At 44.9% G+C, this 25,212-nt stretch carries 18 protein-coding genes; 6 read left to right on the forward strand and 12 right to left on the reverse strand.

Features of this window, described 5'->3' with window-relative positions; all coding sequences use genetic code 11:
- Nucleotides 1–46: 46 nt before the first annotated feature.
- The 7 genes from HQ865_RS10075 to HQ865_RS10105 all read right to left on the reverse strand — a co-directional run bounded on the left by HQ865_RS10075 (nucleotide 47) and on the right by HQ865_RS10105 (nucleotide 14,669).
- Nucleotides 47–2,524: an ABC transporter permease gene (locus HQ865_RS10075; protein WP_173414780.1), complete on the reverse strand. Its 2,478-nt coding sequence runs from the start codon at nucleotides 2,522–2,524 to the stop codon at nucleotides 47–49.
- A gap of 162 nt (nucleotides 2,525–2,686) precedes the next feature.
- Nucleotides 2,687–5,065 (reverse strand): ABC transporter permease, encoded by a 2,379-nt coding sequence (locus tag HQ865_RS10080; protein WP_173414781.1) that lies wholly within the window; start codon nucleotides 5,063–5,065, stop codon nucleotides 2,687–2,689.
- A gap of 108 nt (nucleotides 5,066–5,173) precedes the next feature.
- Complete coding sequence (locus HQ865_RS10085) at nucleotides 5,174–7,543, reverse strand: ABC transporter permease (RefSeq protein ID WP_173414782.1); 2,370 nt, start codon at nucleotides 7,541–7,543, stop codon at nucleotides 5,174–5,176.
- A gap of 108 nt (nucleotides 7,544–7,651) precedes the next feature.
- On the reverse strand, nucleotides 7,652–10,021 hold the full coding sequence (locus HQ865_RS10090) for an ABC transporter permease (protein ID WP_173414783.1): 2,370 nt from the start codon (nucleotides 10,019–10,021) through the stop codon (nucleotides 7,652–7,654).
- Between the two features lie 99 nt (nucleotides 10,022–10,120).
- Complete coding sequence (locus HQ865_RS10095) at nucleotides 10,121–12,490, reverse strand: ABC transporter permease (protein ID WP_173414784.1); 2,370 nt, start codon at nucleotides 12,488–12,490, stop codon at nucleotides 10,121–10,123.
- A gap of 101 nt (nucleotides 12,491–12,591) precedes the next feature.
- Nucleotides 12,592–13,269 carry an ABC transporter ATP-binding protein gene (locus HQ865_RS10100; RefSeq protein WP_173414785.1) on the reverse strand — a complete coding sequence of 226 codons (678 nt, stop codon included), beginning with the start codon at nucleotides 13,267–13,269 and terminating at the stop codon, nucleotides 12,592–12,594.
- Nucleotides 13,270–13,418: 149 nt separating this feature from the next.
- Nucleotides 13,419–14,669 carry an efflux RND transporter periplasmic adaptor subunit gene (locus HQ865_RS10105; protein ID WP_173414786.1) on the reverse strand — a complete coding sequence of 417 codons (1,251 nt, stop codon included), beginning with the start codon at nucleotides 14,667–14,669 and terminating at the stop codon, nucleotides 13,419–13,421.
- A 410-nt stretch (nucleotides 14,670–15,079) separates the two neighbouring features.
- Between HQ865_RS10105 and HQ865_RS10110 the strand changes: the two genes are divergently transcribed.
- The 4 genes from HQ865_RS10110 (at nucleotide 15,080) to HQ865_RS10125 (ending at nucleotide 18,649) form a co-directional block, all read left to right on the forward strand.
- Complete coding sequence (locus HQ865_RS10110; protein WP_173414787.1) at nucleotides 15,080–16,435, forward strand: sigma-54-dependent transcriptional regulator; 1,356 nt, start codon at nucleotides 15,080–15,082, stop codon at nucleotides 16,433–16,435.
- Entirely contained in the window at nucleotides 16,425–17,774 is a 1,350-nt protein-coding gene (locus HQ865_RS10115) for a sensor histidine kinase (RefSeq protein ID WP_173414788.1), read from the forward strand. The genes HQ865_RS10110 and HQ865_RS10115 overlap by 11 nt, the downstream gene beginning before the upstream one ends.
- A gap of 125 nt (nucleotides 17,775–17,899) precedes the next feature.
- Nucleotides 17,900–18,427, forward strand: a complete 528-nt coding sequence (locus HQ865_RS10120; RefSeq protein WP_173414789.1) for an NADPH-dependent FMN reductase — start codon at nucleotides 17,900–17,902, stop codon at nucleotides 18,425–18,427.
- Between the two features lie 9 nt (nucleotides 18,428–18,436).
- Entirely contained in the window at nucleotides 18,437–18,649 is a 213-nt protein-coding gene (locus tag HQ865_RS10125) for a VF530 family protein (RefSeq protein ID WP_173414790.1), read from the forward strand.
- Nucleotides 18,650–18,652: 3 nt separating this feature from the next.
- Here HQ865_RS10125 and HQ865_RS10130 read toward each other — a convergent pair whose 3' ends face one another.
- Both HQ865_RS10130 and HQ865_RS10135 read right to left on the reverse strand, forming a co-directional pair.
- Entirely contained in the window at nucleotides 18,653–19,144 is a 492-nt protein-coding gene (locus tag HQ865_RS10130; RefSeq protein ID WP_173414791.1) for a hypothetical protein, read from the reverse strand.
- A gap of 321 nt (nucleotides 19,145–19,465) precedes the next feature.
- Entirely contained in the window at nucleotides 19,466–20,248 is a 783-nt protein-coding gene (locus HQ865_RS10135) for a hypothetical protein (RefSeq protein ID WP_173414792.1), read from the reverse strand.
- Between the two features lie 141 nt (nucleotides 20,249–20,389).
- Between HQ865_RS10135 and htpG the strand changes: the two genes are divergently transcribed.
- Nucleotides 20,390–22,279, forward strand: coding sequence for a molecular chaperone HtpG (gene htpG, locus HQ865_RS10140; RefSeq protein ID WP_173414793.1), 1,890 nt, complete (start codon nucleotides 20,390–20,392; stop codon nucleotides 22,277–22,279).
- A 186-nt stretch (nucleotides 22,280–22,465) separates the two neighbouring features.
- Nucleotides 22,466–22,969 carry a DUF4251 domain-containing protein gene (locus tag HQ865_RS10145; protein WP_173414794.1) on the forward strand — a complete coding sequence of 168 codons (504 nt, stop codon included), beginning with the start codon at nucleotides 22,466–22,468 and terminating at the stop codon, nucleotides 22,967–22,969.
- Between the two features lie 6 nt (nucleotides 22,970–22,975).
- Here the strand turns inward: HQ865_RS10145 and HQ865_RS10150 are convergent, their stop codons facing one another.
- From HQ865_RS10150 to modA, 3 genes are read right to left on the reverse strand one after another with little or no spacing between them, the layout of a single operon-like run.
- On the reverse strand, nucleotides 22,976–23,596 hold the full coding sequence (locus HQ865_RS10150; RefSeq protein WP_173414795.1) for an ATP-binding cassette domain-containing protein: 621 nt from the start codon (nucleotides 23,594–23,596) through the stop codon (nucleotides 22,976–22,978).
- Nucleotides 23,593–24,264, reverse strand: a complete 672-nt coding sequence (gene modB / locus HQ865_RS10155; RefSeq protein ID WP_173414796.1) for a molybdate ABC transporter permease subunit — start codon at nucleotides 24,262–24,264, stop codon at nucleotides 23,593–23,595. The genes HQ865_RS10150 and modB overlap by 4 nt, the downstream gene beginning before the upstream one ends.
- A gap of 5 nt (nucleotides 24,265–24,269) precedes the next feature.
- The gene (gene modA / locus HQ865_RS10160) at nucleotides 24,270–25,022 is read right to left on the reverse strand and encodes a molybdate ABC transporter substrate-binding protein (protein ID WP_173414797.1); all 753 of its coding nucleotides are present in this window, start codon (nucleotides 25,020–25,022) and stop codon (nucleotides 24,270–24,272) included.
- Between the last annotated feature and the right edge of the window lie 190 nt (nucleotides 25,023–25,212).

Genomic DNA, 25,212 nt, shown 5'->3' on the forward strand with positions numbered 1-25,212 from the left:
ACCCTCATATTCCAGATCCTCCCCTTCGGGGAGGCCGGGAGGGATTTTACTCACTCCTTAAACTTTTAACCGGGTTAGCCACAGCGGCTTTTACCGATTGGAAACTTACTGTCAGCAGGGCTATCACTACCGTCAACCCGCCAGCCAATGCGAATACCCACCAGCTGATCGCGGTACGGTAGGCAAAATCCTGCAGCCACATATTCATAGCATACCAGGCCAGCGGGAACGCGATAACCGATGCGATGATGACCAGCTTCAAAAAATCTTTCGACAGCATTTGTACTACGTTTTGTACCGACGCGCCCAATACCTTCCGGATGCCGATCTCTTTGGTACGACGTTCTGCTGTATAAATGGCCAGCCCTAACAGACCTAAGCAGGCAACTGTTAACGATAAAAAGGTAAATACGCTAAATACCTTGCCCATAGTTTGGTCGGCGCGGTAAAGGGCATCAAATTCGGCATCAAGGAAGCTGTATTCAAATGGAGTATCCGGCAAAAAGCTTTTCCATTTGCTTTGCAGTTGATTTAAAGTTGCCGAATAATTATCGGGCTTTACCTTGATTAGGATATAAGACGAACGGATGCGATACGTTTTTGATGTAGTGTAGAACAAGGCGAACGGGGTTACCTCAGCATGCAGGGACTCGGTATTAAAATCCTTCACTACGCCTACCACCGTGAATTTCTGGTTAGCATTGCCGGGATACACCAAAGTTTTACCGATGGCGTTCTTCCACCCTGTTTGTTTAACCGCAGCTTCGTTTAAAACTACTGATGCTGAATCGGCGTAATTTTTAGAGAATGCCCTCCCGTCAACTATCCTCATACCCAATGTTGGCATAAAAGACTCGTCAACCAGGTATGATGACAATGGAAGTGTATTTTCACTTCGTTTAATGTTTCCGGGATCGATTTCCGGTGTATAAAAATCACCAAACGAACCACCCGATGGGATCCCGGTAGTTATGGTAGCGTTCACAATACCCGGCATCTTTAAAATTTCCTGGCGCATGCTCTCTTCACTTTGGCCTAAGCGGTCGGCGTTGTTGATGATCACAACATTCTGCCTGTCGAGCCCGATATCCAGCGTGTGGCTGTACATTAATTGCTTATAAACTACAATGGTGCAGATGATTAGGAACGTAGAAACCATAAATTGGAACACCACCAGCGAGTTGCGTGCCAGGAAGTTACCACCCGTTGTTTTAAACAACCCGCTTCCCTTAAGCACCTGGACAGGATTGAACGACGTGAGGAAAAATGCGGGATAACTACCTGCCAGTAAACCTGTTATGGCAATTACCAAAAGCAGGCTTGCCCAGGTAGATAAGTTATAGAAAACGCTCAGATCAAGCGCTTTACCTGATAGCTGATTGAATGCCGGTAAAGCCATGATCACGATGCCCAGTGCAAGCACGGCGGCAAATGCGGTATAAACCAGTGCTTCTGCAAAAAATTGGCTGATGAGTTGCCCGCGCGGCGAACCAAGCACCTTACGGATACCAACCTCCTTGCCCCGCTTACCCGATTGCGCGGTAGACAAATTCATGAAGTTAACACAGGCCAACAGCATGATAAACACAGCCACTGCCGAAAATATGTATACATTCTTGATATCGCCCTGCTCGAAGTAGCGCGTAAAAATATTGCCCGAATACAGGTGAACATCCTTTAAAGGCTGCAGGTGCAGATCCCAATGGTTGCCCTTCTTCTTCATTTCATCCAAAGGCTGGCCTACACGGATAAACGCGCTCGCGGCCTGCTCCTGCATCATAGCCGGAAATTTAGCTTCGAGGCGTTTAATATCGGCTATTTCGTGAGGGACGCCTGCCTTTAGTTTAACGTAGGTACCCATCTGCAGCCACACCCAACTCCATGAAAATCTTTTGATTGGCGGCATACCAACGTTAGATTGCAACACATCAAATTGCAAAGACGATTGCGTAGGAATATCCTGCAAAACGCCGGTAATTTTAAATGGCTGTTTGTATTCATCAAAAACCAATGTTTTGCCCATTGGGTCGGCATCACCAAAGTATTTTTTTGCGGCCTTTTGCGTAAGTACTAAGGCGTTGGGATCTTGTAAACAAGTAGCGGCATTGCCGGCCAATAATTTATAATCAAAAAATTGCAGGAAGTTGCTGTCTACCGATAGCAGCTTTTTTTCGGTAAGCGAGTTCTTTTGGCCTTTTATGGTGAAGTGAATTACCTCGTCGCCAGGCCTAAAAATACGGGTATAGCTTTCAATCTCCGGAAACGTTTTTGTTAACGCGGCGCCGGCAGGCGGCGGCGTATGGCCGGCCACCGCCTGGTCATTACCCACCTTTACATCAAGATTAACGCGATAAATGCGGTCGGTATCTTTAAAAAAGCGATCGTAGCTAAACTCATCCTTAATGTACAGGCCTATCAGTATCACGCTGGCCAAACCGATGGCCAGGCCGCTGATATTGATCATGCTGCTTACCTTATTACGCGTTAAATTTCGCCAGGCTATTTTGATGTAGTTCCGTATCATGCCGATATGTTTATAAGACTGTATTACAAATATTTTGGTTACATCAAATTACTACAGAATAATACCAAACAATTAACTATCTATATTTCAACACATTATATCTATTTATAATAATAAACCTGTACGCTTATGTACAGCAACCGTTCGGTTATGATACAGTAATTACTCGCTACGCAAACTCTTAACAGGGTTGGTAGTGGCTGACAACATGGCCCTGTATCCTACTGTTATTGCCGCTATAGCAAATGTTGAGGCAATGGATATCAGGAATATGCCCGGGCCGATATGGATGCGATAATGGAAATCCTGCAAATAATTATGCATTACGTACCAGGCTATGGGCGCGGCTATTACAAAGGCGATCAGCAGCAAACGGGTAAACTCTTTACCAAACAACCATAATACACTTATTAAATTAGCGCCCAGCACCTTGCGCACACCAATTTCTTTGGTTTTACGCACAGCCATAAACGATACCAGGCCGTATAAACCTAAACAACCAATAATGATGGCAATTGCCGCGAACGCCTCCACCAGGCTGAGCAAAATATTGTCCTGATCGTAAAACTTGGCTATACTGTCGCTCAGGAAGTTGTAAGAGTATAACTCTTCGGGGAAAGTACTGCTCCAGGTTTTTTGTATGGATGCCAGTGTTGTTTTGGCAGTACGCATATTGATCTTTACCGCGCAGTTTGAATAATTTTTAACCGCGGGCATAATGCATATCGGCGCTATTTCCGTATGGAACGAATAATTGTAGAAATCCTTTACTACACCTACTATCGGCCCGTGCGATGTTTTGCCATTCACTGCCAGGTTTTTACCTATTACATCCTGTGGTTTTAAGCCCAGTTTGCGGCAAAATGTCTCATTCACTAAAAACTCGCGGGTGGTATCCGATGCGAACAAGTTACGACCGGCAACCAGTTTGATATTAAAGGTGGAAAGGTAATTGGCATCGGCAAACTTCATATTAATGCCCCAATGCTCTGGCTCGGGGCGGTTATCATAATTAACGCCGGTGGTACTGTTTGACCCTGATGCGGGCGGCGCGTAGCAGAATGATACGTTTTCAATACCCGGAATTTCGCCGAGCTGCGCCTTCATGCTGCTAACGGTAGCCTTATCATTTTTAGGCATCGGGAACATCACAATTGCGTTTTTATTAAAGCCCAGGTCGGTATTTTGCGAATAGCGCAGTTGCGATATCACGATGATAGATCCGATGATCATGATCTGTGATATGGCAAACTGCGTAACAACCAATACCCGGCGCAAAGAGAAACCACCGATATCCTTTTGCGATAACTTACTTTTCAAAGCCAATATTGGCTGGAAGCGGGCCAGGACTAAGCCGGGGTACGATCCTGATAGGAAGACCACAATCACCGCTGTAACCGTAATAAACAAACTCAGCTCCATCCAATGAAACTGCATTTCGGAATGGAATAGCCCATTGAGCAGCGGCAGTGTCAATTCAGCTAATACCCCCGCTAAAACTACAGCAACAAAAGTAATGATAGCGGTTTCGGCAATAAACTGCCAGAATAAATGACGTGGCAAACTCCCCATTACCTTACGAATGCCCACCTCCTTCGACCGGTTTAATGCCTGAGCCGTAGCCAGGTTAACAAAGTTTACACAAGCGGTAATGATCAGGAATAAACCAATAAAGAACAGCGCCCAAAGGTATTTTTTATCAGCATAACCATCCAGCTCCGCATTAAAGTGGATATCATTAAGTGGCTGCAATTTAAATTGCCATACTTTTTGATCGCGACCTTTAAAATTCTTATTTCTTAGCTGGGCCAGCGCTGCTTCGGCCTGTGCCTTGCTTACCCCTGTTTTTAACAAAATAAATGCTTCGCTGCCGCTGTACACGCCGCCCCAGTTATCTTCAAGGCCGCCACCTGTATAGGTTTTAAAATCGGCATACGAAAGGTAGATCTCTTGTTTGCGGTCGGTATTGATAGGCAAATTCTTCAGTATGCCGGTAATGGTAAAACTAACCTGGTTATCCAGCCTGATCACCTTGCCCATAGCATCCTCTTTACCAAAGTATTTTTCGGCCAGTTTTTGGGTGATGATGGCTTGTCCCGGCTGCTTCAAAACGGTATTCTTATCACCTTTTATCAGCGGGAAGTTAAGAATATCAAAGTATTGCGGCTCGGTAAAGGCCACGCCATTTTCCTCTCGGAACTTTTTCACTTCCTTACCATCGTTAAAGGTGATTAGCGTCCGTTCGTAACTAACCGTACGCCCCACCTTTTCGCCCAGCGTAAAATTGGAGCGGAATGCCTTTGCAACCGGCACCGGTACCGCGCTCGATTTATCCACCTGTTCGTCGTGCCATTCGGTCACAAAACGATAGATACGGTCGGGGCTGTGATGAAAATTATCGAAACTTAAATGGTAGGTAACCAGCGTGAATATCAATATCCCGCAGGCCATGCCAAGGGCCAGGCCAATTACGCTGATGCTTGCATAAGCCTTGTTGCGCTTCAGGTTGCGCCAGGCAATTTTGATGTAGTTTTTAATCATTTCGCTTCGCTTTAGTCCGGAAGTCCGCATAAGTCGGAAAGTCCGAAAGATGTAAGTTTTTATATTTATTCTTCCGGACTTTCGGTCTTCCCGACTTCCGGACTATTTTTACTCATTCCTTAAACTCTTTACCGGGTTAGCCACGGCTGCTTTTATGGTTTGGAAGCTGATGGTGATCAACGCTATGCCGATGGCAATGATGCCGGCCAGCACAAACACCCATACGTTCACATCAACCTTATATACAAAGCTTTGCAGCCACTTATTCACCGCCCACCAGGCTATTGGTGATGCCAGTACAATGGCGAACAACACCAGCTTTAAAAAGTCCCTTGAGACCAGGCTGATGATGCCGCTTACACTTGCACCCAGCACTTTACGGATGCCGATCTCCTTGGTCATCAATTGCGCGGTATAGGTAGCCAAACCAAACAGGCCGAGGCATGAAATTACGATAGCGATCACCGAAAAAATATTGAACAACAGGCCACTCCGCTGATCGGTACGGTATAGGTTATCATACTCCTCATCCATAAAAGTATACTCGAAAGGGAAGCCTGGATTATATTTATCCCATTGGCGGCCGGCTACTGCTATAGCAGTAGCCGCATTTTTGCCGGTGGTTTTTACATATAGCGAGTTGCCGGCAGGTTCGTAATAAATAACCGCAGGTTCAATGCGTTCTTTAAACGAAGCGGCGTTAAAATCCTTCACCACGCCAATGATCGTCCCCTCCGTTTCCTGGTATTTAAAACGCTTGCCGATGGGGTTTTTAATGCCGGTCATTGCTACCGCGGTTTCATTCAGGATGAAATGGGTAGAATCGGCTTTGGTGCCCGTAAAATTATGCCCGGCAAGCATTTTCATCTTCATCATCGGGATAAACTTTTCGTCCATGCCAAAATGATGGATCACAAACATGGTGTTTACATCCTTACCATCCCAATCAACCCCGCCGGTGGTATGGCCGTTGTTCACCAACCGGTTATCTGATGTACTGACCGCTATAATACCCGGCTGGCTCCTTAGTTCGGCCATCACGGCATCTAAATGGCTACGCATTTGCCCTACCCTGAACGAGAACACCTGCGAACGGTCATAACCCGGATCCTTTTCCCTGATATACTTCAACTGCCTACCGATAACAAGCGTTATAATGATCAGCAACACCGAAAAGGTGAACTGCGTAACCACCAACACTTTACGAAACGAAGCATTTACTATACCCAAGGATAACTTGCCTTTTAACGCCTTCAATGGCTCGAACGATGACAGCAGTAAAGACGGGTAGATTGACGAAACAATAAGTGTTCCGACAAAGGTGATGCCTACCACCTTCCATAGCCGCAGGTCCATCAAATCTAAGTGCAGGTGCTTGCCCGATATTAAATTATAGTATGGCAACAATATTGCCATCAGCAAAAAGGCAAAAACTAAAGACAGGCAAAAGAATACCACCGATTCGACAATAAACTGTATAAACAATTGCTGCTTCTGCGCGCCGACGATCTTGCGGATGCTTACCTCCTTTGCGCGGAGCATAGACCGCGCAGTTGACAGGTTGACATAGTTGATACAGGCAATTAACAGCGTAATAATGCCGACCATTAAAAATATCCGAACAGTTTGCATCCCTGTCGAACTGCCATCAGCAGCGTACAAGTGGATGTTTGATATATTTTGTAGTTGATAAGCATTCTCCTTTACGTTCACCTTAATATGCGGCGCGTTCTTCATTTGTATCAGCAGCAGCTTCTCGCCTACCTGCTTTAAATTGGTGCCGGGCTGTATATCAAGATAAGTAGTGTAACCAAAATTCCCCCAATCGGTATCCAGCGACTTCCAGAAATCCTTACCGGTATACCATTTGGCGCAGATATTCATAGAGAACAACATATTGTAGTTAATGCTGGAGTTATCCGGGAAATCGGCAATTACACCACTCACGGTATAGTTGTCCTTATGATTTTCCTGCAACACCTTACCCATTGGGTCTTCATCGCCAAAATATTTACGCGCGGTGCTTTGGGTAATAATAACCGACTGATCGTTAGGGAAGGGATCGTTCCGGTCGCCCGCCAGCAGTTTAAAGTCAAACATCTTAAAAAACGACGGATCGGTATAAGCCGCATTATCTTCTTTAAGTTGCTTATCCTTATAATTATAGATATTACCGCTGTTGGATGTAATGCGCACCGCGGCTCTAATCCCAGGTACTTCTTTCAAGGCATACGGTGCGATTGAGCCCTGAGTAGTATTCCAGATCCTACGGCTTTGGCCGGTGCCTAAAAACGAGTTTACCCTGTAGATAGTGTTTGCCTTACTGTGAAATTTGTTAAAGCTAACCTCATCCTGCACCCATAACAATATCAGCATACCAATGGCTAAGCCAAGGGTTAGCCCTGCGATGTTCACCACCGAATAGTACTTGCTTTTCAGCAAATTACGCCAGGCAATTTTGATGTAGTTTTTTATCATTTCGCTTCGCTTTAGTCCGGAAGTCCGCATAAGTCGGGAAGTCCGAAAGATGTAAGTTTTTATATTTATTCGTCCGGACTTTTGGTCTTCCCGACTTCCGGACTATTTTTACTCACTCCTTAAACTCTTAACCGGGTTGGCAATAGCCGCTTTTATAGATTGAAAGCTAATGGTTACGAACGCGATCAGTACCGCCGCTAAACCCGAAAGTGCGAACATCCACCATTGCATTTCAACTTTGTATACAAAATCTTGCAGGTATTTGGTCATTGCATACCAGGCCAGCGGCACTGCTACTACAATGGATATGATAACCAATAGCAGGAAATCCTTTGATAGCATAGCCGTAATATTGGTTACGCTTGCGCCCAAAACCTTGCGTATACCTATCTCTTTAGCTTTTACCTGCGCCGTATACGTAGCCAGGCCGAATAAGCCCAGGCATGATATCAGAATAGCCACGGTGGTAAATATGCTGAACAGCGATGCCGAACGCTGATCGGACTTGTACATGCTATCGAAGATATCATCCATAAAATCATACTCGAACGGAAAATCGGGATTGTACTTCTTCCATTCGGCCTTTACCGATGCAAGGGCCTTGCCAGCTTCCGCTCCTGTAGTTTTTACAAACATCAGGTAGGGCGCTTCGCGATAAGCAAATATCATTGGCTCTATTCTTTCCTTAAACGATGCAAAGTGGAAATCCTTTACCACGCCGATTATAGTACCCTGTTTATCGTGCAGCGAAAAATGTTTACCTATCGGATCTTTTATACCAGCCTCACGAATGGCAGTTTCGTTAAGAATGTAATGCGCCGAATCGGCACCTTCGCCCCGGAAGCTCTCACCAGCAGCCATTTTTAATTTAAAGAAGCTGAAGAAACGTCCGTCCACATTCAACGGGTGGATCAGGAACTGGCGGTCCTTGTCTTTGCCGTCCCACTGGGTATCGCCGGTGGTATTACCCATGTTCAAGATATAATCATTAGCGCCGGTGATGCCATGTATGCCCGGGCTATTCAGTAATTCGGAGCGAACACCGTTATAATTTTTGTGCATATCGCGCATGTTGAACGAGAATACATGCGTGCGATCATAACCCAGATCGTGCTCGTGTATATAACTAAGTTGCTTGTTGATAATGAGCGTAGAGATGATCAATCCAACCGAGAACACAAACTGGCAAACCACCAGCGCCTTGCGGAACGCGGCGTTGCCAATACCCATAGAAAGCTTACCCTTTAAGGCATTGATAGGTTTAAATGATGACAGTAATAATGCCGGGTAAATACTAGCAGCAGCCAGCGTGGCGATCACCGTTATGGCTATTACCTCCCAAACACCTGCATCAAACATACTAAACTGGATCTGCTTGCCGGCCAGGTTATTGTACGATGGCATTAGCACCTTGATAGCGATAAACGCGATAGCCAAAGCAATGGTAAAAAACAACGCCGTTTCAACAATAAACTGCATAAACAGCTGTAAGCGGGCTGCACCGATGATCTTACGTACGCTAACCTCTTTTGAGCGCAGCATAGCCCTTGCCGTTGAAAGATTGATATAATTGATACAGGCGATCACCAATATCAGCACTGCCACAATAAGGAATACGCGAACAGTTTGGATGCCCGCATCAGCGCCATCGGCAGCATACAGGTGTACTTTTGTTAAGGGCTGTACCAGGTAATGCCCATCTTTTAATGTGGTGCCCTCCTGGTGTTTGATGTGGATTTGGGTTAGTTTGTCCCCAACTACTTCGGCCGATGTACCGGGTTGCAATTGCAGGTAGGTAGTGGCATAATAGTTACCCCAATCTGCATCCATCGATGGCCAGTAGTCGGTTTTTGAATATTGCTTTTTGCGAACTTCTATCGAGAAAAGCATATCAAACTGCAGGCTCGAATTGCCGGGCATATCCTTCACTACGCCATTCACCACATAGTTATCCTTGTTATCGCAATTGATCACTTTACCCATTGGGTCATCGCTGCCGAAAAACTTTTCGGCCATGCTTTGGGTAATGATCACCGAATTATCGTTGGCGAAAGGTTTATTGCCATCTCCCTTCAGCATCACGATGTCGAACATTTTAAAAAGGGGCGGATCGGCATACCAGGTGCCGTTCTTGCCGCCTTTTAAAACCTTATCGCTATACTTAAAGGTCGAATAATAATTTTGCACCACACGGGCGGCGTTCTTAATGCCGGGCACTTCCTTTAAAGCAAACGGAGCAATAGGCCCCTGCACCCCACGCCATATCTGTTTAGTATCGCCCGTGTTCATCAGGGCGCTCATTCTGTACAGATTATCGGCATTTTTATTGAATTTATCGAAACTCAATTCATCCTGTACCCAAAGCAGGATCAGGATACCCACTATCAACCCGGTAGTTAAACCGATGATATTGATGGATGAATAAAACTTGTTGCTGAGGATATTACGCCAGGCAACCTTTAAATAGTTTTTGATCATTGACCCCTCCTAACCTCCCAAAGGGGAGAAATTAAAATTGATAATTATATATGCCCCATATTCCAACACCTCCCTTTTGGGGAGGCCGGGAGAGGTGCATTACTCACTCCTTAAACTCTTAACCGGGTTGGCCACAGCTGCTTTTATCGATTGGAAGCTGATAGTAACCAACGCTATAAATACGGCAGTTAAGCCGGCAATTACAAATACCGATAAATGGATCTCGGTGCGGTAGCGGAATTGCACCAGCCATTTATTCATTACCCAATACGCCAGCGGGAATGCCAGCACGCAGGATAAGAATACCAGTTGCAGAAAATCCTTTGATAAAAGGGTTGCCAGCCCGGATACGCTTGCGCCCAATACTTTGCGGATGCCGATCTCCTTGGTGCGGCGTTCGGCAGTGTAAGCGGCCAGGCCAAATAAGCCCAAACAAGATATAATGATAGCCAGTGATGCAAACACGCGCGACAGTTTGCTGATCAGCGTTTCGCCGCTGAACAGGCGGTTAAATTCATCATCAACAAAACGATAATCGAACGGAAAGGCCGGGTTATCCTTTTTCATAATGGTTTGGATGGATGCCACCACTTTTTCTACATCGCTGCCCGGTTTATAGCGGATATACAGGTAATTGGCACGTTCTAAAGGTAATCCTAAGAACACCACCGGGTCTGATTTGCCATACATATTACCATATACATAATCTTCAACCACGCCTACAACCCTGTTTGCAGTACCGTTACCCTCGTGCCTGATGATCTTACCGATGGCGCTGCCCTTGCCCATCATTTTTTCCAGCGAACGGGTGATCATTACATCCGAATTATTGGCGGTATCCAGGTTAGTCAGATTATGGCCCTCGGCTATCTTCATGCCCAGCGTATGCAGGTATTCGGTAGAAATATAACGGCGCGAAATCAGCACATCGGCTTTGGTTTCCTTACCCTCCCAGGTGTAACCGGCCGTATTGTTGCCATCGTACAAGGTAGAATGGTTGGTCATTGCCGCATCGTCAACATAACCGGTACTGAGCAGGTCCTGCTTTATTTGTGTAAAGCTTTTTACAATCTCGCCCTGCGCGTCCATCACAATAAGGTTGTTACGGTCGAAGCCAAAATTGCGGCTTTTGATATGCTGGATCTGCTGATAAACAACAATGGTACAGATGATCAGTACAATAGAAACCGTAAACTGTGTAACCACCAATCCCTTACGGATAAATGCCGCGCCGCTATCCTTCAGTTTAATACCCTTTAATACCGATACCGGGTTAAACGATGACAGGTACAGCGACGGATAACTCCCGGTCACTAAACCACAAATAAGGGCGATGGATAACAGGCCCAGCAAATGCACCGGCTTATCCAAACCAATAACTAATTGCTTTTGTACCAATAAATTAAACTGCGGTAGCAAAAGCGCTACTATAATAGCGGCGATGACTGCCGACAACAAAGCCATAAACAATGCCTCGCCAATAAACTGGCCGATCAGCATTTTTTTACCGGCGCCTAATACTTTGCGTACGCCAACTTCACGGGCGCGCTTTTCGCTGCGGGCAGTGGCCAGGTTCATGAAGTTGATGCAGGCAATAAACAGGATGATCCAGGCGATGATACTGAACAAGCGGACGTTTTGGATCCGGCCCTCGCCGGTTTGCTTGCCATTCATAAACACATTGCGCAGGCGCCAGTCCTTCATCCCGAAAAGGAAGACGTGGCTGATATTGCCGGGTAATTTTTTATCAATAAAACTATAAAGTTGCTTGTTTACCGTTTCCTCGCTAACACCAGGTTTTAACTCTATATAAGTATGCAGGGAGTTGTTTCCCCAGCTTTTCAGCCATGGCGATTGATCAAAAAACACCTGGAACGGCATTACCCATTCAAATCCTACCGATGTATTGGCCGGGAAATCTTTGATCACACCACCTATCACATAATCCTGTTTATTATCTACACGGATAGTTTTGCCCAACACGTTAGCCTCATTACCGAAGAATTTTTTAGCGGCGGCCTGCGTAATTACCAGCGAGTGCACCTGTGATAAAGCTGTAGCCGCGTTACCTTCCACAAAAGGCATGGTAAACATACTGAACAATGATGGCTCGGCGTAGATGCCCGATGCGTAAACGCCTTTACTTCCCTGCCCGAACAGGAACACCTGTTCTTCCGAAGTACGGCAGGTATTGGCCACGCCCGGGACTTCAGCTTTAACGGCAGGCCCAAATAAGCCGGGGGTTGATGAATGCGTGAAGATATGATCTACATATTGCTGATTCTCTTTAGCAATATAGATCCTGTCCATCTTTACGTTTACCGAATCGTAGTTCAACTCGTCCTCTACCCATAAAAAAATGAATGCCGCGCAGGCAATGCCTATGGCCAGGCCAAAAATATTCAGGAAGCTGTAAGTCCGGTTTTTAAGCAGGCTGCGAAACGCGGTTTTGATGTAATTTTTAAGCATAGGTATGGCCGTTTATCCAACATTTGGCTCTCTTCCTCGGGGAAGAGAGCCGCTGATGGCACATTAATTAACTGATATATATTATATAGTTCGGCTGTATATTATATCATGATGTTCTCCACCACGGTCTGCCCGTCTAACAGGCGGATAATGCGGTGGCTGTAGCGGGCATCATGTTCAGAGTGGGTTACCATTACGATGGTTGTGCCCTGTTCGTTCAGGTCGGTTAGTAGTTCCATTACATCGTTACCGTTGCTGCTGTCCAGGTTACCGGTAGGCTCATCTGCCAGTATCAGTTTAGGTTTGTTAACCACCGCGCGGGCAATAGCCACACGCTGTTGCTGACCACCCGATAATTGCTGCGGATAGTGGTTGCGGCGATGCATGATCTGCATTTTATCCAGTACTTCCTCTACCCTTTTCACGCGTTCGGCGGCCGGTACACCGGTATAGATCAACGGAAGTTCTACATTTTCAAATACAGTCAGCTCGTCGATCAGGTTAAAGCTTTGGAATACGAAGCCGATGTTATGCTTGCGCAGGTCGGCCCGCTTGCGCTCGTTAAAGCCGGCCACCTCAATATCATTAAACATGTAGCTGCCGCCATCCGGGTCGTCAAGCAAACCCAAAATGTTCAGTAAAGTTGATTTACCGCAACCCGATGGGCCCATGATGGCCACAAATTCACCCTTTTTAACTTCCATCGATAAGTGGTTCAATGCGATGGTCTCTACTTCCTCGGTGCGGTAGAATTTTTCAAGATTTGTAATTTTTATCATTTGGCCTCCCAAAGCCTTTTCGGCTTATTTAGTTTTTTATTGTGATTGTTTGAATTCTTATCGTTTTTAGCCTCACCCCAACCCCTCTCCAGTGGAGAGGGGCTTTAGGATGCTTTCTGCTTTCGCCTTTCAGCTTTTACCTTTTTTTCCTATTTCAACACCAACTCCTGTATATCCCCATAGGTTTCATAACTACTGGTAATTACTTTATCACCCGGCTTCAAGCCTTGCAATACCTCGTAATAATCAGGGTTCATACGGCTTAGCTGAATATCGGCGCGATAGGCTGTTTTACCATCGGCACTTACCTTAAATATCCAGTTACCACCTGTTTGGTTATAAAAACCACCGCGCGGAACTAATACGGCCTGTGTTTCATCGCTCAGCGCCAGGGTAACCTGTAAGGTTTGTCCGCGGCGTATGCCGTCAGGTACCTTGCCAACAAATTGCATATCAACCTGGAATTTATTATTTGTAACCTGGGTATACACCTTTTTTACCACCAGCTTATAGGTTTTATCACCCAAAGCAAAAGTGCCCGGCGTGCCTGCGTAAACCTGCGATATATAATGCTCGTCGATATCCACACGTACCTTATAGCCGGTAATTACGTCTATCTGCCCAAGATTAGCACCTTTAGCCTTGTTCTGACCGATCTCGGCATCCAGTGATGTCAACTGACCATCAACCGGGGCTACAATGGTAAGCCCCTGCACCTTTTTACGCATCAGTTCTAAAGTACTTTTCATGTGCGCGTATTGCTCTTTGGCCTGCTGATCCTGCTGCTTGCTTAAAGCGGTATCCTGCTGTAGTATCTGGCGGGTAAGTTTTTGACGGTGTAACTGATAATTATAATCGTTCTCCGCTTTTCTAAACTCCTGTGCGCCTATGGCTTTTTGCTCAAACAAATGCTTATCTAATTTATAGATCCTTTCGGCTTCTTTAAACGCGTTGTCTACATCGGCCATTTGGTTTAATTTACCAATGGTGCCCTGCAAAGCGTTGGTATGCGAGATCTGCATTTGGGTCAATTCGGCAAATACCGAGGTTTCCTGGTTGGCCAGGGTAAGTTCCAGATCGGTGTTTGATAGTTTTAATATTGGCTCGCCCTTTTTCATCATGGCACCGTCTTCAACAAATTTCTTTTCTACACGGCCACCTTCGGCAGCATCAACATAAATGGTGGTGATGGGCAATACAATACCATTTTCGGGGATGGTAACCTGGAACGGGCCTTTGTGTACCTCGCTAATGGTAATGCGCTCTAAATCAACATTCAGTTTACTTTTACCCATGCCCGAACGCACAGCGAAGAATATTAATACAGCTATAGCAACCGTACCGCAAACGATCATGATCCGTTTGCTGTTCCATGTCTTTTTCTCAATTTTTCTGTCCACGTAATTATATATATTTTGGTATAGGCTAATACAATCCCATGCCACAAATTAATTTATTGTTTATCAATACATTATACAAATTCAACTACTGTACGCCGTACGCTTCTGTTACATCAGGTGTACGGTTATGATACAGTGTTTTTAGCGCCCTGTGCCTAAAAATACTGTTTATCAGCAAGTTGGCAATATGGGTATTAAATTAGCTATTTATGGCATAGGTACAAGTATGTTATGCCGATGATTTAACCACAAAGAACACAAAGAAAAGAGTCACAGAGAACACAGAGTTATATGACTTAATTTCTTTGTGACCTTTGTGAAAGCCTTAGTGCACTTTGTGGTTAAATTTTCAGCCCTACACTTAACCAAACATTTTTAACTACTTTAACGGTTTCAATCTATCGTATAAAATGATACTTAAAAAAGCGAACGTTTTAATTGTTGATGACGACACCGACGTACTTACGGCCGTAAAGCTATTGCTAAAAACCGAAGCCCAGGAAGTGATCACCGAGAAAAACCCGGAGAACCTGAACTGGCTGCTGCAGCGTAACCAAATAGATTTGGTATTGCTGGACATGAACTTTAACAGCGCCATTAACACCGGCAACGAGGGTATTTACTGGTTACGTAAGATTAAAGAATGGAAGCCCAACGTTTGCGTGATCATGATCACCGCTTATGGCGATATCGACCTGGCAGTGCGTTCGTTGAAAGAGGGTGCAAATGATTTTATTGTAAAGCCATGGCACAATGAAAAGCTGATTGAAACCATAAAAGACCTGCTGGATAAGCAAGAAGGCGTAAAAACGGTTAAGTCGCCCGCTAAAAGCACGGCTGGTTCTACCTCGATACTGGGTGAATCGGACGCGATGCAGGATATTTTTCATAAGGTAAATAAGATAGCCCCTACCGATGCCAATATATTGATATTGGGCGAAAACGGAACTGGTAAGGATTTGATGGCGAAGGCCATACACGAACGATCGATGCGGGCCAATAAACCTTTTATTAAGGTGGATGTAGGCGCGCTGACCGATACCTTGTTTGAAAGTGAATTGTTCGGCCATAAAAAAGGCGCTTTTACTGATGCCCGCGAAGACCGCCCCGGCCGCTTTGAGGATGCACATGGCGGCACGCTTTTTTTAGATGAGATTGGCAACATCAGCCTGCAACAGCAAGCCAAACTGCTTACCGTGTTGCAAAATCGACAGGTTACACGTTTAGGTACCAATAAGCCGATAGATATCGATATCCGCCTGATCTGCGCTACTAACGTGCCCTTACAGGAATTGGCTAACGAAAACCGCTTCCGTAAGGATCTGATCTACCGTATCAACACGGTAGAGATCACCATGCCGCCTTTGCGCAAACGTAATAACGATATTGTACTGCTGGCCCGTCATTTTGCTAAATTGTATGCATCTAAATATGCAAAGCCGACCATGGATTTTGAGCCGGCAGCCCTCACCAAACTAAAGCAATATAACTATCCCGGCAATGTGCGTGAGTTGCAATACTCGATAGAGCGTGCAGTGATTATGGCCGATGACCATATCCTTAAAACCGACGACCTGATCTTTTCATCGCTGGAAACTGCCGTAGAGACTGTGGAGATAGATGATAATATCCCGCTGAGCGAAATGGAGAAGAACGCTATTTTACGCGTGATTGATAAGCATAACGGCAACATTACCCGCGCCGCCAAGGAACTTGGCCTTACCCGTACCGCCCTTTACCGCAGATTGAGTAAATATGATATATAAACGATACGAGTGGCGCTTTTTGGTGCGTGTATTCGCACTGTTTATTACCTTAACGGCAGCGGCGTTTTTGGTTGTTGGGGGGCTTTTTATTTACCTGGTATTCGCGGTACCATTGATCGTTTATCAAATGGTAGACCTGATCCGCTTTCAGAAAAAAGCGCAGGATGAGGTAAGTCAGTTTGTGGAATCGATACACTATCGTGATTTTTCACGCCATTTTGATGAGCGCCGCGCCCCTACAGAGTTGAAGCCACTGCGCAAGGGGTTTAACGAGATCAACAGCACCTTTAAACTTATCAGCCGCGAACGCGAGACCCAATATCATTACCTGCAAAAAGTGTTGGAACTGGTGGATACCGGCATCCTGTCGTACGATTCGGAAACCGGTGAAACTGGCTGGATCAACGAATCGTTTAAAAAGCTGATGACAGTCCCTTATTTAAAAACTATCCATTCGCTGGAAAAAAGGGAGCCGGCGCTGTATGCCGAGGTGATTAACCTGAAGCCTGGCGACAGTAAAGTGGTATCCATGACCCGCAATCAGCAACTAATAAAGGTATTGGTTACAGCCAGTGTGTTGCGTAGCGATGACCGTTTGTATAAATTACTCGCCTTCCAAAACGTAAGCGAAGCGCTGGACGAAACTGAATCGAAGGCATGGCAAAAGCTGCTGAACGTAATGACGCACGAGATCATGAACTCGGTAGCGCCTATCTCATCACTGGCCGATACGTTAAAAAACCGGCTACAAAGTCCGGAGATTGCCAACAGCGCGGTAAGCAGCGAACTGGAGGACTTGGAATTAGGTATCGATACCATTAAGCGCCGCAGCGAAGGCCTGCTGAAGTTTACCGAAAGCTACCGTAATTTAAATAAGATCACCAAGCTTGATCTTAAAAAGGTGTTGGTCCGTAATCTTTTCGAGAACCTGAGTAACCTGATGCAACCAACGCTTGAAAAGAAGCATATCGAACTGGAGATCATTCTGCGCGACCCGATGCTGGCCATCGAAGCGGATATTAACCTGTTGGAGCAGGTAGTGATCAATCTGCTGGTAAACGCAATTGAAGCGGTGAAGGACCGTGAAGAGCCACGCATCACCCTATCGGCCGAGTTACAGGCAAATAATAAGACGATTGTAAAAATTGCCGATAACGGCGTCGGTATGCCGCCCGAGCTTTTGGATAAGATATTTATTCCGTTTTTTAGCACCCGCAAAACGGGCAGCGGTATTGGGCTTAGCTTATGTAAACAGATCATGCTACTGCATAAGGGCAATATCCAGGTGCAATCGGTAGAGGGAAAAGGATCGGCATTTTTGCTACAGTTTGCGCCGTAAGTCATTCATAAAAATCACGTCATTGCGAAGAGTGAAACGACGTGGCAATCCCCGGTATGCAAAGCCGCTCTGCATTTTGGGAATTGCCACGCTACCGCTCGCAACGACGTACTTTATATAAGCAAATGAGTAAAACAATATTAGCCATATCGGGCAGTTTGCGCGATCGCTCATCAAATACGCAAATATTAAAACTCATCGGTACCTGGTTACCTGCGGATATCAGCTATGATATTTACGATGGCATGGGCGACCTGCCCCACTTTATTCCGGCGGCCGAGGATGAAGCATTTCCGAAAGCGGTACAAAGCTTGCACAACCAATTAGATGAAGCCGACGCTGTGATCATCTGTACACCCGAATATGCCTTCGGCTTGCCGGGTTCACTAAAAAACCTGCTCGACTGGACAGTCGCCACCGGAAACTTTGTAGATAAGCCGGTAGCGGTCATTACTGCTTCATCGCAGGGCAGCTACGCGCACCCATCGCTATTAACAACGCTTGGCGCATTATCTGCAAACATAGTTGATGACGCGACTTTGCTTATCCCCTTTATCCGCGCTAAAATGGATACAAACGGGAATATTACTGATGAAGCTACAGAACGGGAGCTACACACAGTAATTGATAATTTATTACAAGCCATTACGTAAATTTGCCACATGGCCGAACAACCCAATAACCCGCTGCATGGCAAAACGCTGGAAGCTATCCTAACCTTCCTGGTAGAAAAATATGGCTGGCCCGAACTGGGTTACCGCATCCGTATCAATTGCTTTTTAAGCGACCCGAGCATTAAATCGAGCCTGAAGTTTTTACGTAAAACGGATTGGGCACGGAAGAAAGTAGAAGAACTTTTCCTGGAATCGATATAAAGTTTATTTCTTACACTCAACCGGCATAAAGCGGAACTTGCTTTTTGAAAAATCTATAGGCGTTTTAGGGTCGAAGTAAGTGCGGCCTAAATATTCGTAAATCCGTCCGCGGCCCATCACTAAGGTATCGCCCTTGTGTAATAAGGCAACCGGGTTGGCATACTTTTCCTTACCGGTTTTGCCGCTCTTAAAGCTATAATCAGCAAACAGTGTATCACCCCTAAATTCGCCCTTGATCAGATCCCCCGCCGTATTTTCGCGCGAAGCTACGGCGCTGTCGGCTTTTTGGTAGTTGATGTTCAACTGTCCTTTTATACTACCATACTTATCAATGTCAAACGTTAATGTGGCCGAATCGCCTTCTAACGCAGCTACATAACAATGTTTGCCTTCTGATAAATGGCCCATATTTATCGCGTTGCTTTTTTTACCCTGGCCACAACTAAAAAGGAATATTGAAGCAACAAACGCTAAGGTGTATATTGGTGTTTTCATACAGTAAAACTAACTATATAGTTTTAAATATACTAATATTTATAAAATGCATAGGTTTGGGGGCATCACCATGTGTGTACCGGTTTTACATATACATATTTGTTCAATATGCTCCGGCAATAAAAGCATACTACCCTGCTTTGGCTAACAGTGGGTTTGTGCTTTGTAGTAAGTATCCTTACACGCGATGTGATTGGCCAGTTGCTGGCAGGTATTTTTATGGAGTACGGCTATAATCACCTGACTAATGGTTTTTGTGGGGGTGTTAATTGTGATGTTTGGATATCGGGAAAAGGTTATTAAAACGGTTTAAATTTAAGGCTATTGCCACCAGATGCGCTGCTCTTCTTTTCTTGCTTTGATGGATATTGGCTTTTCGGAATTTGCATCACGTAAGGTTTGCCATCCAAACGGCAGATATTTTTCATTAGGCGAGAACTCCCCTGCTCCAACATCTAAATTTCCTGAATTGGGTACTCTATAATCACCCCAATTACATATTTTAATCGATTTCGTTTTATTATCTGTCCATATACCTACAAATTCATTATTAGTATAACCATCGGCATCCATTTCAGTATTATCGTAGTGCACCCTATTATCTTTAGTTAAATAAAAATCAGTCTTAAATACACCGCTAAATACCCCCGAAAAGGGTTCTGCATTATCTTCAATTAAAATATACTCGCCAATTATGGTATAATTACCAACAATACCTTTGCTTTTATACTCATTATCTACACCGTAACTTATGGATTTGTATTTTCTGACGTTTGAAACAACAATACTTCCTTTAAAGGAACATTTGTTATTGCCAACCATCGATTTACCATAAACCGCATAGCTACCAGCACTATCTTTAGTTACATTGATAAACTTTATACGTATGCGCCGATAGTTATCACCAATAAATCCATACACAAATTTATTTTCCGTTTTAGTCCACAATTGCGAAAAATCATTATCGGTAAACTTGCCTTTCAATTCGACAGTCGAAAGGTGCACATTTTTTAATTTCGATGATTTAAACTTTTGTGATTCGGGTTGACAGAAACTTAATTTTGATAACAATATCAAAACCAGCAAAGGCATATTGATTTTCATTGATAGCAATATAGAAATTTTAGCAATAACATTTCTATATTAATCAATCTGCCAATTTGACAAGCCCCCACCCTTTGGTACACGCATTGATATTGCACTGTTATACAATCAAAAAACAACAATCAAAAAAATATAACAGATATGACGCAAGAAAAAGGCACCATTTCGATACACACCGAGAACATCTTCCCTATCATTAAAAAATTCCTTTACTCAGATAACGAGATCTTTCTGCGCGAACTGGTATCAAACGCGGTTGATGCTACCCAAAAAGTAAAACGTCTGGCATCATTAGGCCAATACAATGGCGAACTGGGCGAACTGCAGGTTGAAGTAGCTTTCGATGAAAATGCAAAGACCATTACCATCTCCGATAACGGTTTAGGTATGACCGCCGACGAGATCAAGAAGTATATCAACCAGATCGCATTCTCGGGCGCTACCGAGTTTATGGAGAAGTTTAAGGAAGCCAAGGATGCGAACGAGATCATCGGTCGCTTTGGTTTGGGCTTCTACTCTGCCTTTATGGTGGCCGACCGTGTAGAGATACAGACCCTAAGCTACCAGGAAGGCGCTGAACCCGCCCATTGGACTTGCGATGGTAGCACCGAGTTTGAAATTGGCGAAGGTACCCGCACTACCCGCGGTACCGATGTGATATTACACATAAATGCCGAAAGCGAAGAGTTTCTGAGCAAATACAAATTACAGGAGATACTGGATAAATACGCCAAATTCCTGCCTGTCCCCATAAAGTTCGGTACCAATACCGAGCAGGAGCCTGATGGCGAAGATGCCGATGGCAAGCCAAAAACAAAGGATGTGGAGGTTGATAACATTATTAACGATACCAACCCCATCTGGACCAAGCAACCATCTGAATTAAAGGATGAGGACTACCTGAATTTCTATAAGGAATTGTATCCGTTCAGCGAAGAACCTTTGTTCTGGATCCACCTGAATGTGGACTATCCGTTTAACCTCACGGGTGTATTGTACTTCCCTAAGGTGAAGAACGATTTTGAGATGACCAAAAACAAGATCAAACTGTTCTCGCGCCAGGTATTTATTACTGATGAGGTGAAGGATATCGTTCCGGAGTTTTTGATGTTGCTGCACGGGGTTATCGATTCACCGGATATCCCGCTAAACGTATCGCGCAGCTTCCTGCAGGCCGATAGCAACGTGAAGAAGATCAACAGCTATATCACTAAGAAAGTAGCTGACAAACTTTCAGACCTGTTTAAAGCCGACCGTGCCGCTTACGAAGAAAAATGGAGCGATATTGGCCTGTTTGTAAAATACGGTATCATTAGCGAAGAGAAATTTTACGACAAAGCCAAAGATTTTGTATTGCTGACCAGCACCGAGGACAAAAAGAACTATACCCTTAACGAATATAAAGATAAGGTGGCCGATGCACAGACCGATAAGGACGGTCAGCTGATCTATATCTACACCAACGATCCGGCCAAGCAGGATGCGTTTATCCAATCGGCCAATAAAAAAGGTTATGATGTGTTGCTGATGAACTCACCGATTGATAACCACTTTATCAGTCACCTGGAGCAGAAGCTGGAAAAAACATCGCTGAAACGTGTTGATGCTGATGTGGCCGATAAACTGATCAAAAAAGATGATGCCCCGGCACACATCCTAACTGAAGAGCAAAGTGGACAGGTGAAAACCATCTTCGACAGCGCTATTAACAAACCGGCCTTTAAAGTTGAACTGGAAAGCCTTAACCCCGATGAACTACCGGTAACCGTAACCATGGACGAGTTTATGCGCCGTATGAAGGATATGGCAGCTATGGGTGGTGGCATGGGCTTTTACGGCAACATGCCCGATAATTATAAAGTGGTAGTGAACGGTAACCATAAACTGATCACCCGTATATTGCAAACCGAAGATACAGCCGAGCAAAGCCGCTTAGCCAAACAGGCATTTGACCTGGCATTATTGTCACAAGGTTTATTGACCGGTGCAGATTTAACCGAGTTTGTGAACCGTAGTGTGAGCATGATATAAAGAACCTCACCTAAACCCTCTCCAACGGAGAGGGCTTACAAAAGCCACCCGCCATAAACCGGGTGGCTTTTTGTTTGTTTAAACTATTACAGGTAAATTAGTTCTAATAATATATTGGTAAATATTTCTTTTACGTTTTATGGAATATGGCTACGCCTTACATCATACGATAAAAATTATATGATCATGAAAATATTAAAGACCACATTACTTGCGCTGACCATTGCACTGGCCGGCACAAGTGTAAGCCAGGCACAAAGCCGGAAGGATAAAGTGGCTGCAAAGGAAGCCGCGATGCAAAAAATCTTAGAAAGCAAAAACTTCACATTTACCGCACAAACGGCAAACCCCATGCGTGGCGGTAACGTCAATTTAACAGCGGAATATGATGTGCGCATAACGGGCGACAGCGTAATATCATACCTGCCGTACTATGGCCGCGCCTATGTGGCGCCGATGAACCCGACACAGAACGACATGCAATTTACGTCCACAAAATTTACTTACGCCAGTACCGCCAAAAAGGGTGGCTACGAGATTGTTATTAAACCCACAGATACTAAGGATGTAAGGCAAATGATATTGAATGTATCTAACAACGGCTACGGCACCTTAAGCGTAACCAACCTTAACCGCGACCCGATATCGTTTTATGGATTTATAGAAGAAAACAAAAAACCAAAGCAGTAAGCTGATTTAGCTTTCGATATAAAGTTCGCCGGTAGCAATGCCGGCCAACTCCTGCAGATTGTGGCTTACAATGATTACCGTAGTTTGCAGTTTATCCCAAAGTTGTTTAAGGTCGGCTAGTAAGCCGGCCTTTGTTTTTGCGTCGAGGGCAGAGAAGGGCTCGTCCATCAGCAGTAAAGCCGGTTTATTGGCCATGGCCCGCAAAATAGCCAGGCGTTGCTGCTGCCCGCCCGATAGGTAATCGGGTTTACGGTCGGCCAATCCATCCAGGCCACCTATTTTTAGCAGTTCAGTTATCCATAATGCATCACTTGTGGCATATTCCAAATGGCGGCGGACGGTCATATTGGGAAACAGCGCGTAGTTTTGAAATACAAAGCCGGCTTTGCGCTGTTGCGGCAACAGGTTGATCCCGTTTGCTGTATCCAGCCAAACCTGATCGTCGATTACAACAAGGCCCTGATTCGCATGGGTCAATCCGGCAATAATTTTCAGGAAGGTTGTTTTACCTGCTCCTGACGGGCCGTGTATAACCGTGATACTGCCTTTTTCGGCCTGCAATTTCACTTGCAGGTCAACTTGCCCATGGCCGGCCGTTAGTTTTTTATGGATCTCGGCTACTATCATTCCAGTGGACTTTTGGCTTTGTTACGATTAAAAATAAATACGGCGGTTACGATAATAAACGTAAAAGCAAATAACAGCAGCGAGTAATTATTGGCCAGATGGTAATCCATACTCTCCACCGAATCGTAAATGGCGATGGATGCCACTTTAGTAACGCCGGGGATATTGCCGCCAATCATCAGCACCACGCCAAACTCGCCCATGGTATGCGCGAAGGTCATGACCATGGCCGTTAATACCGATGCTTTGATATTAGGCAGCAAGACCTGCAAAAAGGTTTCGCGTTCGCTTTTACCCAGCGTGTACGATGCCTGCGCCCATGAATGCGGCAAATGCTGTAAAGCCGATTTGATAGGCCCGATCATAAAAGGTAAGCTGTAAATAACAGAAGCGAGTATCAATCCCGGGAACGAGAACACAAACTGAATATTAAACGTATCATGCAGCCACTTCCCCACCCCATGCTGCGGACTAAAAGCGATCAGCAAGTAAAACCCCAATACCGATGGCGGCAATACCAGCGGCATGGTAATCAGTGCTTCAAGCAACACACGCAATACCGAACGGCCTTTGCTTAACCAATAAGCCAGCGGCAAACCGATAAGCAGCAGCAACAAGGTGGTGATACTTGCCAGCTTTACAGATAACCATATGGGCGACCAGTCCATGTTAGTTAGGGTATGATATAACCATATTTTTTTAGGATGCTTTTGGCAGGAGCGCTTAACGTGTATTTATAAAATTTTTCGGCATTGACTTTATTGGTCGCTTTTTTAAGCAGTACCATGCCTTGCTGTATCGGCGCGTAAGTTTTAGTGTCGATACGCTGCCAGTTGATTTTGGTGGTATTGGCCGGATCCATCACCAGCGACTGTGTGGTGAAACCTACCGAAGCCACTCCTGTAGTAATGTAGGTATTCACCTGCGATATGCTTTCGCCGTAAACAAGTTTCGGTTTTACTTTATCCAGCAGGTTCAGTTTGGTCAGGGTCTCTTCCGCCGCGCGGCCGTAGGGGGCTATCGCCGCATTGGCTATAGCTATTTTGCCCACCTGATCGGTAGTAATCAGTTTATCCCAATTTTTAAGACTGATGTTTTGTGTGGTACAAATGATCAGGCTGCCCAGGGCATAAACTACCGGGGCTTGTTCGGTAAGTCCCGCATCCGATAATTTCTGCGAAAATTCCATATCTGCCGAAAGAAAAACATCGTAAGGCGCGCCGTTGGCGATCTGCGCTACCAGTTTGCCCGATGAACCGACGATAGGTTCGATAGTAACACCGCTGCGCTTTTTAAAATCATCGCCCAGTACTTTTATTACCGATTGCAGGTTGGCCGCGACTGCCACTTTAATGGTTTGGCCAAAGGTATTTATACTGACAATCAGCGCAATGACCGATACAAGAATATGTTTCCGGCTTGTCATTATATTGAGTGGTTTGCAGCACTAAGGTAAGGTTTTAATGATCGGCTTCAAAGCCATGGTGAATGCATCCTTAACGGAGGATAAAAAGAGTCCGAAAAAAGGTTAACACAATGTAACACAATTTGGGTAATTTTTTAATTCAAAACACTGATTATCAAATAGTTAAATAAAAAAGCAATCAAAAACATGT

It is taken from the genome of Mucilaginibacter mali, assembly GCF_013283875.1.
GTDB classification, from domain to species: Bacteria; Bacteroidota; Bacteroidia; order Sphingobacteriales; family Sphingobacteriaceae; genus Mucilaginibacter; species Mucilaginibacter mali.